11 protein-coding genes are annotated in these 14,421 nt (G+C 43.0%); 2 read left to right on the top strand and 9 right to left on the bottom strand.

The window, feature by feature from the left end; all coding sequences use genetic code 11:
- Positions 1–64: 64 nt before the first annotated feature.
- Positions 65–1,156 carry a methionyl-tRNA formyltransferase gene (fmt, locus tag RH96_RS03115; protein WP_026037101.1) on the bottom strand — a complete coding sequence of 364 codons (1,092 nt, stop codon included), beginning with the start codon at positions 1,154–1,156 and terminating at the stop codon, positions 65–67.
- Between the two features lie 523 nt (positions 1,157–1,679).
- Here fmt and RH96_RS03110 point away from each other — a divergent pair.
- The gene (locus RH96_RS03110; RefSeq protein WP_010197176.1) at positions 1,680–4,532 is read left to right on the top strand and encodes a response regulator; all 2,853 of its coding nucleotides are present in this window, start codon (positions 1,680–1,682) and stop codon (positions 4,530–4,532) included.
- A gap of 93 nt (positions 4,533–4,625) precedes the next feature.
- Here the strand turns inward: RH96_RS03110 and RH96_RS03105 are convergent, their stop codons facing one another.
- The 8 genes from RH96_RS03105 to rpmH all read right to left on the bottom strand — a co-directional run bounded on the left by RH96_RS03105 (position 4,626) and on the right by rpmH (position 12,232).
- On the bottom strand, positions 4,626–5,300 hold the full coding sequence (locus tag RH96_RS03105; RefSeq protein WP_010197175.1) for a riboflavin synthase: 675 nt from the start codon (positions 5,298–5,300) through the stop codon (positions 4,626–4,628).
- Between the two features lie 443 nt (positions 5,301–5,743).
- Positions 5,744–6,814 (bottom strand): bifunctional diaminohydroxyphosphoribosylaminopyrimidine deaminase/5-amino-6-(5-phosphoribosylamino)uracil reductase RibD, encoded by a 1,071-nt coding sequence (gene ribD, locus RH96_RS03100; protein WP_010197174.1) that lies wholly within the window; start codon positions 6,812–6,814, stop codon positions 5,744–5,746.
- A 211-nt stretch (positions 6,815–7,025) separates the two neighbouring features.
- Positions 7,026–7,502, bottom strand: coding sequence for a transcriptional regulator NrdR (nrdR, locus tag RH96_RS03095; RefSeq protein ID WP_010197173.1), 477 nt, complete (start codon positions 7,500–7,502; stop codon positions 7,026–7,028).
- A 94-nt stretch (positions 7,503–7,596) separates the two neighbouring features.
- On the bottom strand, positions 7,597–8,985 hold the full coding sequence (gene mnmE / locus RH96_RS03090) for a tRNA uridine-5-carboxymethylaminomethyl(34) synthesis GTPase MnmE (RefSeq protein WP_026037100.1): 1,389 nt from the start codon (positions 8,983–8,985) through the stop codon (positions 7,597–7,599).
- Positions 8,986–9,246: 261 nt separating this feature from the next.
- Positions 9,247–10,944, bottom strand: coding sequence for a membrane protein insertase YidC (gene yidC, locus RH96_RS03085; protein ID WP_010197171.1), 1,698 nt, complete (start codon positions 10,942–10,944; stop codon positions 9,247–9,249).
- Between the two features lie 219 nt (positions 10,945–11,163).
- The gene (gene yidD, locus RH96_RS03080) at positions 11,164–11,538 is read right to left on the bottom strand and encodes a membrane protein insertion efficiency factor YidD (protein WP_010197170.1); all 375 of its coding nucleotides are present in this window, start codon (positions 11,536–11,538) and stop codon (positions 11,164–11,166) included.
- A gap of 1 nt (position 11,539) precedes the next feature.
- A complete protein-coding gene (rnpA, locus tag RH96_RS03075) occupies positions 11,540–11,911 on the bottom strand; it encodes a ribonuclease P protein component (RefSeq protein ID WP_010197169.1) in 372 nt (123 codons plus the stop codon).
- 186 nt (positions 11,912–12,097) lie between these two features.
- The gene (gene rpmH, locus RH96_RS03070; protein WP_007394757.1) at positions 12,098–12,232 is read right to left on the bottom strand and encodes a 50S ribosomal protein L34; all 135 of its coding nucleotides are present in this window, start codon (positions 12,230–12,232) and stop codon (positions 12,098–12,100) included.
- 578 nt (positions 12,233–12,810) lie between these two features.
- Between rpmH and dnaA the strand changes: the two genes are divergently transcribed.
- Positions 12,811–14,256, top strand: a complete 1,446-nt coding sequence (dnaA, locus tag RH96_RS03065; protein WP_026037099.1) for a chromosomal replication initiator protein DnaA — start codon at positions 12,811–12,813, stop codon at positions 14,254–14,256.
- The last annotated feature ends 165 nt before the right edge of the window (positions 14,257–14,421 follow it).

Below are 14,421 nucleotides of genomic sequence, written 5' to 3'. Positions count from 1 at the left end.
AATTTTATTTCCTTGACGTATTGTCGATAGCGTCTTGTGCAAGTAGGTTAAATATAAGTAAAAGTTATTTTGATTCTGTCGTAAATTGATCGCCATCATTTAGCTGATTGCCATGGCAAATTTGCTCAGCAGTCATCGGCTTACCACCGGCAAACTGTAAGTGAGTTATGGCTAAAGTAGTGGCTGATGATTCAGCTTCGCTCTCTTTGCCACAAGCGACTAAAATCGCTTTGCGTCCGACACTGATAACAGTGCCAACAGGCTCATTGGTTTGCTGAGATGCATTCACAGATAAGCTAGCCAATACTTTGACACGTTGCCCTGCCAAAAAAGTATAAGCACCCGGCCATGGTGTCAGTCCTCGGATTTGGCGTTCAATAGCGGCAGCAGGCTGCGACCAGTCGATTTCGCCTTCCGTTTTGACCAGTTTTTCAGCATAGTTGGCTTGGCTGTCATCCTGAGATACAGCCTGTTTTTGGTAATGTACCAAGTCTTGTAGCACAGTGCCAATGGCCGTCGAACCAAGCTCAGCCATCTTATCATGCAAACTGGCGGCCGTATCAGTAGGCGCAATACTAGCGCTGACTTTATAAAGCATGTCGCCCGTATCAAGACCTTTGTCCATCTGCATAATAGTAATGCCTGTCTCATCATCTCCGGCCAAGAGTGCACGATGAATCGGTGCAGCACCGCGCCAGCGTGGTAATAATGAAGCGTGAATATTTAGGCAACCATAAGTAGGTGTGTCCAATACACCAATCGGCAATATCAAGCCATAAGCGGCGACAATCATCACGTCTGGCTGATAAGTACGCAAGGTTTGCCGCGCCGCCAACCCTTCGGTGCTAGATTTTTTAAAGGTGAGCGGTTGCTCGACTGCAATATCATTGGCTAATGCCACTTGCTTGACAGCAGAAGCGGATAGCTTTTGTCCGCGACCTGCTTTGCGATCAGGCTGCGTGTACACCGCGACAATCTCTATATTCAGAGATTCTTGTTGGCGAATCAAAGCCTCTAGGCTAATCGCTGCAAACTCAGGCGTCCCGGCAAATATGACCCTTAACGGGCTGGTACCCTGCTGATCACCAAGAATGGGGTTTTGCTGAGGTTTAGTAGAATCCATAGACAGATCAGAGACGGAAGCAATTGTGTTCATAGTCATGCATTATAATATATGATTGATGTGCCCATTATAGGTGAGTTTACGACGTTGTGCCATGATTGTAATAGTGTCAATCCAGCGTTACTAATAAGCCCATTTATCTTTATAATAGCAATAAAGCCCGTCACGATCTCTTTTTAACATCCTTTTATAAAGAGGTTTATATATAGGAAGTCTTTGTACTATGGGAACTTATTATTGGCACGTAGTGAATTTTTTATTCAATGATCTCTCGTTTGTCACTAGTAACACTAGGGCGTGTCATCATTTATAGTGAGCCAAGCGACTTATTAATTGAGCTAAGCGACTTATCAACATATAGTCATTCCACTATAAAAATATTATAGCGTTAACCTCGCTTGAAATATCAAATATACATCTACACTCGGTTACCTTGTACTACTTTTAAATTGAATCGACTATAGAACAGACCCATAACAAGTGTCGCGCATTTATCTGATTGGTGACAGACGCATCATAATTGTATTTTATCGTTCCGATACAGGGTCAGGCTTTCATGCAACAGTTTCAGTCTTTACAGCGTTTGCTACTCTTTTATACAGTGACACTGCTGGCCATGTTGTCACTGTATTACTTCGCGCAGTTTGATGACCTCAACACGCATCATCAGCAGCAGAGTATAGACACGTTTGAATCATTGCAGCATGCCGTTACTGAACACGCAGAACCTCTAAACTCTGACATTCAAGAAATATTGGCTGAGCCTTCTTTTGCAGGTGTCAGTTATCAGATTATTTTTATGATGCCATCTGGGCAGACTCATATCCATCGCTATGTCCGTCCTAATGAGCGTGCATTTACCACCGTCACCTTCCCTAATGTCCTTACTTCACTGCCCTCTGATAGCAATAATTATGGTGCCTATACGCTCAACTCTAGTAATTTAACAGGGACCATTGAGCTTGAGAGTGGTCACAAACTCTATATCATATTACGCCACAAACCATTTGAGATAGACTGGATATCCTATCGCTATTGGCTACCGCTAATGACGGCGATCATGTTCTTCATCATAGCGTTACTTTATACGTTAAATCGCCAAAGTAACTGGCAACAGCTGATAGCTTATACCGATAATTTAAGTAGTAAGGCGAAAGACGCTTATCTGCCGCCACCATTTATTAACAAAAATTCTACGGCTGAGTTTTTGCGCCTAGGTCATGCGCTCAGTCGTATCAGTTACCAACTCCATAGTAACCACCGACGTATACAAACCCTGCAACATCGTCTTGAGCGTTTGGTTGAGCAAGCACCGCTGCCGATGGTCATGATCATGCGTCACGGTCAGATCAGTTTTTTTAATCAACGTTTTGAGCAGGTATTTGCCACCCCATTTCAAAGCGATACCAACTACCAGTTGACGGATTTTGTCTCGGCTGACGATGAACCCACTCAGCTACTACTACAAAAACTCTCTAACTTGTATGTCACCCGTACTCTAAACGTTCACGGTCTAGAGAATCAACAAGCCTATCAATTGCATATTACCCCTTGGTTTGGTGAGCACGGACAAGTGCATGGCTTTACGGTGCTGCTTAATAATGTCAATGAAATCATCCATCAGAACGCGCATCTACAACAACAAAACCAACAGCTGCAAGGAAAAATTGACGAATTTAATGGGCTTAAACCCGCTATATATCATGAGTTGCATAGACCACTAGAGACTATGATCGACACTCTTGAAACCCTGAATCCCGAGACTTTTTCTGTGCAGCAGAATGCGGTGTTACAGACGCTAATGAGGTCAAGCGACTCTATGCTGGCAAGTCTCAATGACATGCTGGGTGTAGGAGAGTTCGACGTCAAGAAAACCCGTCTTAGGATTGAGTCTGTCGATATCTACAAACTGGGACAACATGTCAATGACTTAGTCACAGATGATACTCGGCGACAAGGGCTCGAGCTGCATTACTTTTTTGCCCCCAGCTGCCCGCGTTATATCAATACGGATCACAAACGCCTGTGCCAAATTTTGCTAAATTTATTAGACAGTACCATCACATCCACTCTTGCAGGCTCTGTTTCTCTGACGATTGAAGCAATGACCGACAACCCTTTACCATCAGCCACCAAGAATGAGCCGCTGGCTATCCGCGAAGACAGCACAACAGAAAATCCGCATAACTGGGTGAAGTTTAGCCTACAAAGTACTGGGACGAGTAACCCATCGCAGCAGCAAACGCAGCATTTTACTTATATCAATCAAGCAAACAACCCAGCCAACTATCCTGTACAGCAGCCTTCTATTGAAGCAATTTTAGAACTCAATACGGCGAATAGCTTTGCACAATTATTGGGCGGCTTTATTGAGTCAAATAGCACCGCCGATGAAGGTATCAGCATTGATCTATACCTGCCTTGTCATCGTCCAAACTATCAGCCAGTCTATCGTTTTCATGAACAGTTGACTCACATTCATCTGGTTGCAGTGATGAATCAAACGCTGGGTGCGGAACATCTGCAACGTTTGTGCGACTATCTATCCATACCAGCCACTATTCATACCTCGATCAATAGTGCGACCATTAGGCAGTTAACGGAACAGCTCTCCGAGAATGCGCAAACACTGGCACCCATTCTGCTACTAGATTATGAATATTATGAGAGCAACGCTACTGTATTGCCCAAGCCAGTAGAAGGTGACCTTAAAACAATCAGTCATAACCGGCGTAAGGCCTTAAGCCAGTTACTGGCCACTATCTCGATGCCTAAAATACTGCTGAGCATGAAGCCTGAGCGCCGTATCTCCTCTGTACTGTTAGATCAATGTGATGGTTTTTTGGCCAAACCTTTAGACAGTGCTTTATTGTTATCTGAGCTGCTGCGCTTAACCCTTCCAGCCAGACAGACGTTTGCACCAATCCAAAAAGTGAATAAAGAAAATGGCGCACCAGTAACAGAGACAGAGACAGATAACGCGACTACAGATACCGCAATCACAGATAACGTGATCACAGATACTGTCAACGATGCGATCGCAGCGCCGCTTATTTTAGTGGTAGAAGACAGTCCGACCAATCAAAAAATAGTTTGTAAGATATTAACCAAGCTTGGCTATCGTACGGTGGTCGCAGAAGATGGTCAGCAGGCGTTGAGTCAATTGCAAGCGCAGCATAAAGAGATTGCTCTTATTTTGATGGACTGCCGAATGCCGGTTATGGACGGCTTACAAGCGACTCAGGCCATTCGCGCGCAAGGAAGTGATATTCCTATTGTGGCGTTGACGGCAAATAATTCGACAGAGGATCGTGACGCTTGCTTTGCCGTAGGGATGGATGAATTTTTGACCAAGCCTATCAATAAAAATAAGCTACAAACAGTGTTACAGAGCCTTATTAAAAATTAAGGCGTGCCCTCATTTTTATCATTATCAAAATGAGGGCACGCCTTAGTCAATATAAAGAATATGCTGAAAAACCCTACTTACTCATTTTACTTACTATCTCATAAAGCCATTATCAGCCAAGAAAGTCTCAGTGATATTACTTGGTGTATTTTGCGCTGACTTACTGTCAGTTTGTGATTTGGTTAATAGCCGCTCCAAATAGCGCGCGACGATATCCACTTCAACATTAACCTTATCACCCACCAGCCAATGCTGAGCAATATTGGTAACTTGTGCGGTGTGCGGGATGATATTTAACGAGACGATATTATCGCGTACCAAGTTCGTGGTGAGGCTAATGCCATCAAGGGTAATAGAACCTTTGGTCGCTGTATAATGCGCCAACGCTTGCGGTATCTCGATCTCAATATAGATAGAACGCGCGTCTTTTTGCAACTTACGCACGACGCCGACACCATCCACATGACCTGCGACAATGTGGCCGCCAAAACGTGTGGTTGGCAACATCGCCTTCTCTAAATTAACGATATGACCTGGCTTTAGATCTTCTAACGCTGTATGCGCAATTGTTTCACGTGAGACATCAACCGAGTAATGATTGCTGCCAAAATCCACAACCGTCAAACAAATACCATTAGAAGCAATAGAGTCACCCAGTTTCACATCACTGAAATCTAAACCATCAGACTCTATCGTCAAGCGTATATCACCACCCGTAGGCTGCATGGATTTAACCTTTCCGACACTTTCTATAATTCCGGTAAACATATCAACCTCATCTCATTATTATATTGTCGTCATAGACAACGTATTGGCATTTATCAATATTGATGGCAGCGTTTGCTTGCCTTAACTTTTGAGTGAAACACACAGCTTTTAAGTGAAACACACCTGTTTTGAGCGTAATAGGGGATAAGTTGTGGATAAGTCATAGTAAATCAACCCGTATTCTATTAAAAACCTATATTTTTACCAAGTTATCCACAGAAAGTCATGATCGGCGTAAAAACCTAAAAACTTTCATAATAAACCATAAACCATTGATTTTTATACATATATATTAATATTATTCATAAAAACAGACTTTTCTGTTTCATGTGAAACAAAGTTATGCACAGTTCCATGTGAAACCATTAATAGATTTACTAATTTATCCACATTCCGCACACATCTAACGCATATTGTGAGCAGACCAGTGATGGATAACCGAGTTATAAAGGCAATAAGGTCAGTTTTAGATCAGCGCCAATTTTTTCATAACTATCGATATCAAAACGCAGCTGCTGCGCCAACGATAGTGGATTAAAGTCAACCATTGGGCGAGCCTGTGCTCCCAACAAACAAGGCGCTTGATAAACAATAAGCTCGTCGACCAGCTGCTGGGCTAGAAAGCTGCCTGCCACGCTCGCACCAGCTTCAACCAATACTTCATAACACTGATACTCGCTGACTAAATTCCTTAATAATGCCATTAAGTTATCTTCATGCCAATATAGTGTTTCAGGACGGCGGCATAAATGATAATCAGACTGTAAGCTGTGCGCTAAGCGCTGACGCCTATCAAGTACGACAACTTTGGGAGCGGGAACTTGCTCAGATAGTACGCCCAATTGAGTTGAGCGTACATTTAATTGAGGATTATCAGCGATAACGGTTTCGCTACCCGTGATAATCGCCCCACTACGGGCTCGCAGATTTTGCACATCCTCGCGGGCAGCGGCACCTGTAATCCACTTTGACTCCCCTGTCGCCATCGCGGTACGACCGTCAAGACTGGTGGCAATCTTAAGGCGAACATAAGGCATCTGAGTGCGCATTGCTTTCAAAAATCCGCGATTTAAGGCCTCTGCTTGCTGCGTTAATACACCAATAGTGACGTCAATACCTGCCTCTTCTAGTAAACGTACACCGCGTCCAGCGACTTGTGGATTGGGATCTAGACCTGTAATCACCACTCGCTTAACGTCCGCAGCAATCAGCGCAAGCGCACAAGGTGGCGTACGTCCTGTATGACTACAGGGCTCCAAGGTTACATAAGCAGTTGCCCCTACTGCTCGCGTACCTGCTTCTTTCAGGGCAAACACCTCGGCATGTGGCTCCCCTGCTTTCGGATGAAAGCCTTGACCGACAATAGACTCTGCCTGAACAATGACGCATCCTACCGCTGGATTGGGCCTCGCAGTATAGAGACCTCGCTTACCCTGCTCGATAGCAAGCATCATAAAATACTGGTCTTGAGCATTTTGTTCATGGTTTGAAAGTTGGTGATTTGAGAGCGTCATAAAGAGGTCACACTTAATAAGAAAGTAGCTAATAAAGACTAGGGTCTGTTGAATATTCAAATGTGGTACTGGCAGTGGCTAAAATCACCCCAAACGTTGTTGTAAACCTAGCTAAGGTCTAGACATTATCGTCGGTTTACGCCTGATTTGATAAAAAGTTTGATGCGATTATAGCGATCAGCAGTCCTAATATTTGAATGTTCAACAGACCCTACTTAACGTTATCGTCAGTTTTTTCGGTGGGGCGGATGTTAGCGATTTCTTGATGAAAAGCATCGATGTCTTGAAAGTCACGGTAAACACTAGCAAAGCGTACATAAGCGACATCATCAAGCGTTTTAAGCTCGCTCATGATAATCTCGCCCAAGACCTTGCTGCTAATTTCACGCTCACCCATTTGCCGTACGCGCTTCTCTATCCGGCTAATCATTGCCTCCTGCTCATCAATGGTGATGGGACGCTTCTGTAGCGGCAATAGTATAGAGCGGCGCAGCTTTTCGTTATCATAAGGCTCAATTTTACCGCTTGATTTGATAATTCTTGGCATCACTACTTCTACCATCTCAAACGTGGTAAAACGCTCTTGGCAACTATTACAGGAACGGCGGCGACGGACTTGCGCACCTTCTGCCGCTAGCCGCGAATCAATTACCTTGGTCTCTGACGCATTACAATACGGGCAATGCATACTACTTTCCTTGTCTTAATATTAAAGGCGGCAACATCAAAGTTTTATTCAAGCGCAGCTCAACAAAGCCATTGATTATGCTGGCTTAAAAAAGCTACTTGCCAATACAAAAGCTGCCAAAAATTTTACCCAGTAGATCATCGGCACTGAACTCACCAGTAATCTCAGCCAAGCTTTGCTGAGCTTGACGTAAGCTTTCAGCCACCAACTCACCTGCCTGAAAGACGGTTAATTGTTCGTGTGCTTCTGCCAAATAGTCTGCTGTGCGTCTGAGTGCATCTAAATGCCGCGTACGGGCAATGAGACTGTTTTCGGGCGGATGGAAACCCACTTTAGCACACAACGCTTCGACCAATGCATCGATACCAGCGCCTGTTTCACATGAAACATTGACTTGTTCGTAACCACGATTCTTAATTTCAATCTGTGAAGCGGACATGGCATCCTCGTCACTCAAACCGTTTAGTAAGTCGCTTTTATTGGCAATAATCAATAATCGCTTAGCCTCTGGTAGTTTGCCAAATAACTGCTCAGCCAGCTGTAGTGGCGTACTTTCTTCTTCAAGGTCGCGAGTCACATCATAGACCATCATCAGCATATCAGCCTGCGTAATAGCGGTACGCGCGCGCTCAATGCCAATACGCTCTACGGTGTCTTCCGTCTCACGTAGGCCAGCTGTATCGGTTAGGTGCAGCGTCAAGCCATTCAGTACCACGGTCTCTTGTAGCGTATCGCGTGTCGTACCTGCGACATCAGTGACGATAGCGCGCTCTTGTCCTGCTAGACGGTTCAGCAAGCTCGATTTGCCAGCATTTGGTCTGCCTGCCAATACCACGTGAATACCATCGCGTAATAGCTGACCTTGTTTTGCGGTCGACAGTACTTGCTGTATCTTTTGTTGCGTGTTCTCAAGATTGGTTTGTATAACGCCATCAGATAAAAAATCAACATCTTCTTCATCGGGGAAATCAATGGCGGCTTCAACATGTAAACGCAGATGAATAAGCTGCTCAAGCAATTCATTAATTTTTTGTGAAAACTCACCACTTAGCGAGCGTATAGCACTACTGGCAGCGGCAGCACTGGTCGCATCAATCGCATCAGCGATAGCCTCTGCCTGTACCAAATCCAGCTTATCGTTGTCAAAAGCGCGGTAAGAAAACTCCCCTGCACTGGCTTGTTTTGCGCCCAATTCAAACACCCGTGCTAGCAGCTGATTTTGCAAAATCATGCCGCCATGTCCTTGCAGCTCAATCACATCTTCACCAGTAAATGAGTGCGGCCCCTTAAAGTACAACACTAAGCCTTCATCAATGGTCGTGCCATCCTCTTGATAAAAACGGCAAAAGCTGGCCATACGCGGAACAAAAACAGCCTTACCAGTGAGCTGACAGGCAATGTCATAAGCACGCGCACCTGACAGACGAATAACCCCAACACCACCGCGCCCAAGCGGTGTGGCAATTGCGGCAATGGTGGCCAATCCAGATGACTTATGATTTTTAGAGGAATCAGGCTTTTCAGATGAACCAAGTGCTAACGTCACTTCGACAGAATTCACGCTTACTCTCAATAGATAAAAACTCCATTATAGACGGCTAAAAGCATGCTGACAAAGCAATCTTTACATAGCAGTATTTTGCACTTTTTAGCACGTACCAATATAAGCAAATACTAGGTTTGACGTATAAAAAAACCACCGCTTATGCGATGGTTTTTTATTATAGAGCTAACTACTTGTCGATTAGTCGAGCACTTTAACCGTACGTCGCTTTTGCTCTTCGTCAACTTTCTTATTAACGATATATTGCTGAGTCATACTAAACAAGTTGTTCACTGTCCAGTACAAAACCAGACCCGCTGGGAAGAACAGCATGAATGCAGTAAAGATAATCGGTAAGAATTTCATTACCTTTGCTTGCATTGGGTCAGCAGGCTGCGGATTTAGCTGTTGCTGTACAAACATCGACGCGCCCATTAGCAATGGCAAAATAAACCATGGATCCATCGCTGATAGATCTTGAATCCATAGGATCCACGGGGCATGACGCAACTCAACACTTTCAACCAGTACCCAATATAGTGCTAAGAAAATCGGCATTTGCATCAAGATAGGTAGACAACCCGCCATCGGATTGACTTTCTCTTCTTTATAGATCGCCATCATTTCTTGCGACATCTTCATGCGATCATCGCCATGCTCTTCTTTGAGCACTTTAAGTCGCGGTGCAATGGCACGCATCTTCGCCATTGAGTAGTAGCTCTTGTTTGAGAACCACATGAGAGCAATTTTAACCAAGATAGTCAGTACAATAATTGACCAACCCCAGTTGCCGATTACCTTATGAATGCCGTCCAAGATAGCAAACAAGATCTTCGATATTGGCCATAACAGACCATAATCGACCGTTTTGTTCAAGCCAACTGCCACGTCTTTAAGCTCAGACTGTACTTTCGGCCCAGCATATAACGTTGCATTTAGTGTGACTTGCTTGTTCGGTGCAACACTAACTGGCTGACTGTTAAAGCCGATAAAATACTCATCAGCAGTTTCACGACTGAAGAACTTACCCGTGAAATTTTCAGGCGTCCATGCAGAGACAAAATAATGCTGCACGATGCCGACCCAGCCTTTATCACTGGTTGTCGTTAACTCACCATCACTAAAGTTACCGAACTTCAACTTATTATAAGGATCATCAGGTGTGCCCCAAGCGCCGCCCAAATACGTCGCCATGCTTAGCGCGCCTTTATCAGACATCCCAGGATCTTTACTATCATCACGTTTTAACTGCGCAAACATCTGTCCTTGCCACGCTGCGGCAGAGGCATTTTGAATTTGATAACTGATATCAATCGGATATTTGTCTTGCGTAAAGGTAAAGGTCTTGGTAATCGTCACGCCATCTTTTTTATAAGTAAGCGGTACAGACAACGTTTGTTGCCCTTTTTCCATTACATAGTTATTAGCAGTATGGCTATAATTGGCACGACCTTCTGCGGTATCAATACCGTCTTGACCAATCAGACCAGACTGAGCCACGTAAACGCGATTGCTATTATTTTCTAATAGTACAAAAGGCGTCTCGCTATCGAGCGTCGCGTCATACTGCTTGAGAGCAGCATAAACGATATCACCGCCTTCTGGATTGATTTTTATATCATAGCGATCGGTAGTGACTGTAATCAAACCAGCATCTTTCGCCGGAGTAGCCGTCACAGTGCCGTTAACAGCAGTCGCGTTATCCACAGGTAGTGTCTGTACCGGAATATCACCTGCTGCGCCAGTCGTAGATGGAATGTCAGCACCTACTGACGTTGCAGCTTCTGGTACCGTGTCTACAGCTGGTGCATCGGCATAATCATCTCGCCATGCCAAAATCAGCAGATAAGCGGTGATTAGCATCGCAATGATGATCATCACCCGAAATATCTTTTGCATAAACCTTTCCTAGATTAAAAAATTAGGGAATGAAAAATTAGGGCATGTGTCATGAACACAAAGCACCGTTATCTATTATCGCCATGACAACAGTATTGGCAGTCATTTACATAAAATGTGCATCATTTTACTAAAAATCCACCTCGAATGATACCAAGAGTGTGGATAACTTGTGGGTAACTCTGAAGACCTAACAAAACAGCCAGTCGAGCACCTATTCTATGTGGTCTTCAGCAAATAGTTTAAGCGGCTCACATAACTCTTATCGTCTCGATACACCCCAAAGCCAGAGTTTTTGGCGTTGCCCAACTTAGTAGAGGGCAAATACTGGTAATTATAAGCCGCTAAGGGCAGAGGCACAAAATCAATACCATGGCCACCTAATGGGTGACAGCGCCCAATGCGCTTTAACAACAGCCAACTACCTCTTCGCACTCCATACCACGCTAAAGCTTGTTTGCCATAATTAGAACAGGTTGGATAATAGCGACAACGGGCAGGGATGATTGGACTTATGATTTTCTGATAAATGACAATAGTGTAATAAAAAAAACGATATAATAAAAATTTTATTTTTTTATGAATTAAATTCATTTTATTTTTTTTCTATTTTTTTAAAAATATTAATTATTTCATTTTTTAATTCTTTGTTATCTAATCTTTTAATTGATTTTTTGACAATAAAAACAATATCTTTATTTTCTAACATTGAGGACTTTACACGAAACTGCTCACGTATTTGACGTTTTATTAGATTTCGAGCGACCGCAGTAGGTACTTTACGCTTGGTAATCGCCATACCGACTCGCGGCTGCTCATGCGTATTGGTGCGTACAAAAGCCATGAGATGGCTTTGGTGTAGCTTACGCTCAGGGGCGTCAAATACTTCACGGAAAGCCGCAGGCGTTAGCAGGCGTTGCGCTTTGGTGAAGCGGGCAGTCGATGTAGCTGGGACAGTAGTGGACATAGTACAACCTAGTATAAGAGCTGGTGACAATATCAGAAATAACCATAAAATATAGAGACAAAAAAAGCGCCTATTTGGGCGCTTTTGATATACGGCTACGTGTCAGTTGTGATGATTGACTATCGCAATCTATAAACAATAGAAACACAACAAGCACTATTAGCCATGCTTATCGTTATCTAGTGATTATACAGTAAGACGATGACGTCCTTTAGCGCGGCGACGAGCTAAGACCTGACGGCCTTTTTTAGTTGCCATACGAGCACGGAAACCGTGAGTACGTTTACGCTTGATCACGCTTGGTTGGAATGTACGTTTCATAACTCACCTATCAAAATAATGGACTAAATTCGTAATAACGGAGGATTATACCATTGCATTGTATTTTGGTCAATAAACTAATTTTTTGTTGTCAACGTAATGATTAAATTCTTTCAACTGACTGCAGAATTCCATTAATTTATTAGTTACTGACTGGCTGATCTCAGTTTTAATTTCATAAAGTTATCCACAGAAATCGTCGTGCTCTATAATAATTAATGATTAATATATATAAGTATTGTTGTTATTGGGAGCACGATTATCTGGGGTTAAGTCTTATTTATCCTTTATTATCAAAATACTAGGCTATGGGTAAACCTGTGGATAACCTGTGGGTGAAATATGGATAACTTGGGTTATTGACTTATCCACAAAACTATCCACAGTCTTATCCACAAAAAACAGGATGTTATCCACAGGGTATTTGTGTTAGATTAGCCCCCTGCTTGATATATGATTTTGGCGTATTCTCTAATGGTTTTTTTGAGATAGCACTCAGCGACAATATCGGATGCTGGTCGACCAATTATGCCGTTTAGGCACCTTTATTATTTCGGATTATGGGGTTATTGTTTTTCATGATAGATACAGCAACTATTTGGGATAAATGTCTAAACGACCTACGTTATAACGTCAAAGATAATGTATTTACTATGTGGTTAAGACCTTTGTCAGCTCATCAAGAAGCACAAACGCTGATCATTCTTGCGCCTAACGATTATTTTGTGACGTATATCAAAAAAAACCATCTGCAAGATATCCAGCAACTGGTGGCTAAGCATAGTCAAGGTGTTATCGAAGAAGTGATCGTGCGGGTCGACAATGCGGGTCGAGAGTCAGACGAAAATAATCAGTCACAATCAGGTTCGCTATTTGAAGAGGACAAACCCTCCCCTACCCCTGCCGAACACAAATTTGAATCTATACATCAGAATAATGCGCGTGCAGATATCGATGCCAACATGCGTCACGCTGCCTTAGTAGACTCTGCTGATGCCAAATCTTTGAGCTATCTAAACCCTGACTTTACCTTTGAGACTTTTGTTACTGGTAAGTCTAATAATCTGGCGTATAAGGCTTGTTATGAGCTTGGTAAACGCCAGTCAAAAAACCGTCATAATCCTTTATTTATATATGGCCCTTCAGGATTGGGAAAAACGCATTTAATGCATTCGGTAGCACATCGCTATTTAAAAAATAATCAAAGTTTTTATTATTTCACTTCTGAAAAATTTATTAATCAATTGGTTTATTCATTAAGAAATAATAAAATAGAAGATTTTAAAAAGAAAATAAAAAAAGTAGATTTATTGATTGTAGATGATATTCATGTCTTAGCAGGAAAGACTAAAAGTAGTAATGAGTTTTTAACGCTATTTGCAGATTTTACCAGTGGTGACAAGCAACTGATTTTGGCATCAGATCGTCATCCCTCGCAAATGACTGAGTTTGATGAACGTTTTAGATCCCGTTTTTCTTGGGGTTTGACGGTGGCTGTTGATCCGCCTGAGATTGATACACGAGTACAAATATTGCAGAAAAAAGCGGCATCACATGGCATGACACTGCCTAAGGAATGTGCATTATTCATCGCTCAAAATGTTGTTTCAAATGTTCGGCGTTTAGAAGGTGCTCTAAATCAAGTATTTGCTAATGCCAATTTGACGGGTGCACAGATTACTCTCGAAATGGTGCAATATGCGTTGAAAGACATCGTCGCAATGCGTGTCCAAGCCGTGAATATGGATAATATTCGTAAAGTGGTCGCTGAGTACTATGATGTGACTATCAAGGATATGATGGGGCGTAAGCGCACGCGTAGTATTGCTAGACCACGCCAAATAGCCATGGCATTATCACGTGAATTGACCAGCGATAGCTTTCCGGAGATTGGACAGTCTTTTGGCGGTCGTGATCATACGACGGTGATGCATGCTTGTGATAAAGTTAATGAGCTGCGCGCCGCCGATCCTGCGTTCGACAAGGATTACAAGACACTCGCGCTGATGTTACAAGCAGGTTAAAAGCATATGCAGTCACTAAATTTAGGGTGTGGCTGCACTATTTTTAGGCTGTGGTTACACTATATTTTAGTCTGCTGATATGGTTTATAATATTGCGAGTGTCAACAGACAGATACCTTATGGATTATCGTCAGTAGACAAGGTATTATTGAGTCATTATTTTAC

This window comes from Psychrobacter sp. PAMC 21119, assembly GCF_000247495.1.
In the GTDB taxonomy this organism is placed as follows: Bacteria; Pseudomonadota; Gammaproteobacteria; order Pseudomonadales; family Moraxellaceae; genus Psychrobacter; species Psychrobacter glaciei.
This window is presented reverse-complemented; position numbering and strand designations above follow the sequence as displayed.